Origin of the sequence: Kitasatospora purpeofusca, assembly GCF_000718025.1 — a bacterium.
In the GTDB taxonomy this organism is placed as follows: domain Bacteria; phylum Actinomycetota; class Actinomycetes; order Streptomycetales; family Streptomycetaceae; genus Kitasatospora; species Kitasatospora purpeofusca.
Window position 1 is genome coordinate 1 of sequence record NZ_JODS01000070.1, and the last position, 4144, is coordinate 4144.

Here is a 4144-nt window from a genome sequence, read left to right on the forward strand (position 1 = left end):
CGATGGTACTGCAGGGGGGACCCTGTGGGAGAGTAGGACGCCGCCGAACAATCATTGTGAAGAACCCCCGTCGGGAAACCGGCGGGGGTTCTTTGCGTTGTGCGTGAATTGCCGCGGATTACCGCGGATTGCTGGGTGCGCCGAGAATTCAGCTCTGCGGCTGCGGTTGGGCGGTGCCCCAGCTGGGGCGGCTCTCGGCGTGGCCCTGGGGGTCGGTGAGCCGGGTGACGGTCGAGCCGTCGGCGCGCATCGTGCAGAGCTCGGACGCTCCGCCGGCGGGGGCCTGGTCGAAGGCGATCGCGGTGCCGTCGGGGGAGTAGGAGGCGGCTCCGTAGGTGACGTCGGACGGGCCGGGGGTGAGCGCTTCGACGGCCGTGCCGTCGGGGTGGACGGTGTAGATGCCGCCGCCGGGGGCGTTGTCGGGGCCGGCCGGGTAGGTGGTGAAGACGATCCGGCTGCCGTCGGGGGACCAGTCGGCGCGTTCGCCGGCCCGCAACTCCCAGGGGGTGAGTCGGCGCAGACCGGTGCCGTCGGCGTTGACGATGTAGAGGGAACGTCCGTTGGCGGGCTGGCCGGTGGCGCTGGTCCGGTAGGAGAAGACGAGCTGTTTGCCGTCGGGGGACCAGGAGGGGTCGGTGACGGCGCCGGAGTACGGGGTGTCGTTGGTGAGGAAGGTGAGCCGCTGGGCGTTGGTGCCGTCGGGGGCGATGACGAAGAGGTCGCTGTACTGGATCTGCTCCGAGTTCGGATCGGAGCTCCCCCAGCTGCGGGTGAAGGCGATCAGCTTGCCGTCGGGGGACCAGGCGGGCGCGGTCTCCGTCTCGTTGACGCAGTCGGGGGCGCCGGCCTCGCAGAGCGGGCCGAGCTGACGGGCGTTCCGGCCGTCGGAGCTGGTGGTCCAGATACGGCCGGGGGAGTCGGCGCCGGTGCGGTCGAAGGCGAGTGCGGTGCCGTCGGGGGACCAGGAGGGGTGGTCGTCCCGGGTGCGGTCGCCGGGCTGGGTGAGCTGCTGCCGGGTCCGGCCGTCGGCGGTGACGGCGAAGATCGCGCTGGTGAGGCGGTCCTGGTCGAGGAAGGTCCGGCCGGCGATGAGGCCGTTCTGGGCCGGCGGGGCGGTCGGGGTGGCCGCGGCCGCGTCGACGGCGGCGGTGCCGTTGGCGACGGCCGCTTCGACGGTGGGGGTCGGGCTGGGCGACTCGGCGCGGATCTCGCTGAGCGGGATCTCGCCGGGCTGGGCGCCGCAGCCGGTGAGCAGGACCCCGGCGAGCAGGAGGCCCGCACCGGCGTGAGGGCGGGTGCGGGCCGTGGCGGGGGTGGTCCGTGAGAGCCGTGTGCGCGTCATCCGCGTGTCATCTCCGTCTCCGATCCGCCCGGCGAGTCCGGACGTGATTGCCCCCCGAAGGAGCTGTCACCTTGTCAGATCGGAGGGTGCGGAGCCGGGCGACACGCGACGGTCCGCGTCCGCTCGGCGACTGAGAGTCGCCCGTTCGTGCGGCAGTACGGCGGCACGGCGGAGCAGCGGAACGGAAGTACGGCGGAGCAGCGGAACGGAAGTACGGCAGGTCGGCGGGAACGGTGGCCCGGGGTCAGCCGCGGGCGGCCCGGCGTTCGGCCTTGGCGAGGGCCTCCGCCTCGTCCTCGGCCTCGGCGACCTCCAGGGTCGGCGCGGTGCCGCCGAGGTGGACGGGCAGCCACCAGTTGTCCTCGGGGCCGGAGGGCTTGCCGGGGTACTCGCGCTGGGCGCGGTCGAGCATCTCGGTCATCGCGGCGCGCAGACGCCGGGTGACCATGACGGGCTTGTCCTCGGGCGTCAGCACGATCGGCTCGCCGATCATGATGGTGACCGGGACGTGCCGCTTGGTGAGGGTCTTCGGGCGGCCCTTGGTCCACAGCTGCTGGGTGCCCCAGAGGATCACCGGCAGCAGCGGGGCGCCGGAGTCGGCGGCCATCCGGGCGGCGCCGGTCTTGAACTTCTTCAGCATGAAGGAGCGGCTGATGGTGGCCTCGGGGAAGACACCGACGACCTCGCCGGCCCGGAGGGCGCGGACGGCGGCCTCGTAGGCGGGCTGACCGTCGGTCCGGTCGACCGGGATGTGCTTCATGCCGCGCATCAGGGGGCCGGAGACACCGTGCTTGAACACGTCGTCCTTGGCCATGAAGCGGGTCTTGCGCTTGCCGCCGCGGTAGGCGCCCAGGCCCGCGAAGAGGAAGTCGAGGTAGCTGATGTGGTTGCTCACGAGTACCGCCCCGCCCTCGGCGGGGATGTTTTCGGCGCCGACGATCTTGATACGCACGTCGAGTGCGCGGAAGACGGTCAGTGCGGCGCCGATCACCGGCGGGTAGACGAGCTCTGCCACGGTCAGTCCTGACTTCGACGGGCCTGGCGGCCCGGTACGGCGGGGCCCCGGGGCGGTGCGTGGGGGCCGACCGGGAGCACGGCACACCGCGGCGGCCACGGGCGATACACGGAGATGATCCCCCGAAGGAGTGCCTGCTGTCACCTGAGGGGTGCTGCCTGGCGGAATGTGAAGGTGTGACGTACGTGATGGGCCCGGCCGGGAACTTTTCCTCCCCGGTCGGGCCCCGTGCCAGGTGTCGGCGCGGCGAGGTCAGGCGGTGGCGTCCACCCGGCGCTGTGCGCGGCGGACCAGCAGGTACATCTCGCAGCCCAGGCAGTAGCCGAAGGCGGCGTTCAGGAAGGCGGCGGCCAGCGCGAAGCCGGTGGCGAGCAGGCCGAGCCAGGCGGTCCCGGTGAGGAAGCCGAGCACGCCGACGAGGGCGAAGACCAGGCCGACGCCCTGGGCGAACCTGGGCGGGCGTTCGTCCTCGGTCTCGGCCGGCGGTGCCAGCCGGGGGCGGACCAGCGTGCGGTAGAGCCACCCGTAGGGGGAGCGGCGCAGCCCGCCGAGGGCTCCGAGGGCGAAGACGAGGGCCTGGGCGGCGAGCAGGACTCCGTTGCCGGTGAGCAGGACGGCTGCCAGGACGACGGTGGTGAGCGCGGCGGCGAAGCGCGGGCCGCGGGGGTCGATCTGCACGGGGGACTCCGGGAGGGGACGGCGGCGGGCTGACGGCTGGGGAGCGTCAGCGACAGCGCGAGGCCGTGGCGCGGCACAGGTCGACCACCCGGCGGGCGGTCAGCAGCGGCTGTGCGGGGCGGTCGGAGTCCACCCGGTGATCGTACGCGGGCCGCGGGCCGGCGGTCGACCGTTTTGCCGGGGCCGCTCCCGGGGTCCGGGGGGCCTGGCGCAGACTGGGGGGATGACCGGGTTGGTGGTGTGCGTTGTCGTGCTCGCGCTGGCGAGTGCGTTCGGGCTGCTGCGGGCCAAGCGCGACGGGAGGCTGAGGGTGCGGGCGAAGGACGGGGCGGTGGGGCTGTCGGCGGCCGAGCTGGGGGTGCCGCTCGGCGAGCGGGCGACCCTGGTGCAGTTCTCGACGGCCTTCTGCCAGCCCTGCCGGGCCACCCGCCGGGTGCTCGCGGAGGTGGCCGGGATGGTCGACGGGGTGGCGCACGTGGAGCTGGACGCGGAGGAGCGGCTGGAGCTGGTCCGGCGGCTGGACATCCTGCGGACGCCGACGGTGCTGGTGCTGGACGCGGGTGGCCGGGTGGTCCGCCGGGCGTCCGGGCAGCCGCGGCGGGCGGACGTGATCGCGGCGCTGGGCGAGGCGGTCTGAGCGGTCCCGCACCCCGGCGCGGAACGGTGTGTTCCGCGGTCGCGGTGGGCCCCGAGGGGGAAGGAGCGCCCCCGCGGGGTGGAGCAGGGGTCGGGCTGGGGCAGGATGGCCCTGACGGCAGTGCGTCCGTCCCGCGGTCCACCTGGGCCGACGGGCCTGCTCGGGGCTGCCGAGAGGGCCCGAGGGGACGCCCGGCCGGGACCGCGCGGCGTAAGCTACTGGCGAGTAGTGACCGTCGGGCTACTGGCGAGTATGCTGCCAGGGAGTTCCGGACCGGCACGGGAGCACGCTGCCGGGAGCAGGTGCGTACCGTGTTTCGCGCCCGCTTGCACAGCCGCAGCCGCCGGACGAGACCAGTACAGGAGACAGGCCGTGAGCTTGAGGATCGTTGTCTGTGTGAAGTACGTGCCGGACGCGACGGGTGACCGTCGTTTCGCGGACGACCACACCACCGACCGGGAGGGCGTGGACG

4 protein-coding genes and 1 pseudogene are annotated in these 4144 nt (G+C 73.6%); 2 read left to right on the forward strand and 3 right to left on the reverse strand.

All coding sequences use genetic code 11. The annotated features are described in order from the left end of the window. Positions 1-148 precede the first annotated feature (148 nt). The 3 genes from IF01_RS0140635 to IF01_RS0140645 form a co-directional block, all read right to left on the reverse strand. The gene (locus IF01_RS0140635; protein WP_030398660.1) at positions 149-1342 is read right to left on the reverse strand and encodes a beta-propeller domain-containing protein; all 1194 of its coding nucleotides are present in this window, start codon (positions 1340-1342) and stop codon (positions 149-151) included. A 244-nt stretch (positions 1343-1586) separates the two neighbouring features. Continuing rightward, positions 1587-2357, reverse strand: coding sequence for a lysophospholipid acyltransferase family protein (locus tag IF01_RS0140640; protein WP_030398661.1), 771 nt, complete (start codon positions 2355-2357; stop codon positions 1587-1589). 252 nt (positions 2358-2609) lie between these two features. Beyond that, a complete protein-coding gene (locus IF01_RS0140645) occupies positions 2610-3035 on the reverse strand; it encodes a DUF4395 domain-containing protein (protein ID WP_030398662.1) in 426 nt (141 codons plus the stop codon). A gap of 223 nt (positions 3036-3258) precedes the next feature. Between IF01_RS0140645 and IF01_RS0140650 the strand changes: the two genes are divergently transcribed. Beyond that, complete coding sequence (locus IF01_RS0140650) at positions 3259-3672, forward strand: thioredoxin family protein (RefSeq protein WP_030398663.1); 414 nt, start codon at positions 3259-3261, stop codon at positions 3670-3672. Positions 3673-4044: 372 nt separating this feature from the next. After that, positions 4045-4144 (forward strand): annotated as a pseudogene (locus IF01_RS47240) (electron transfer flavoprotein subunit beta); the annotation flags it as partial.

Coding starts and splice junctions, on each gene's coding strand:
- IF01_RS0140650 (WP_030398663.1), top strand. CDS start 3,259: ATGACCGGGTTGGTGGTGTGCGTTGTCGTGCTCGCGCTGGCGAGTGCG.
- IF01_RS0140635 (WP_030398660.1), bottom strand. CDS start 1,342: ATGACGCGCACACGGCTCTCACGGACCACCCCCGCCACGGCCCGCACC.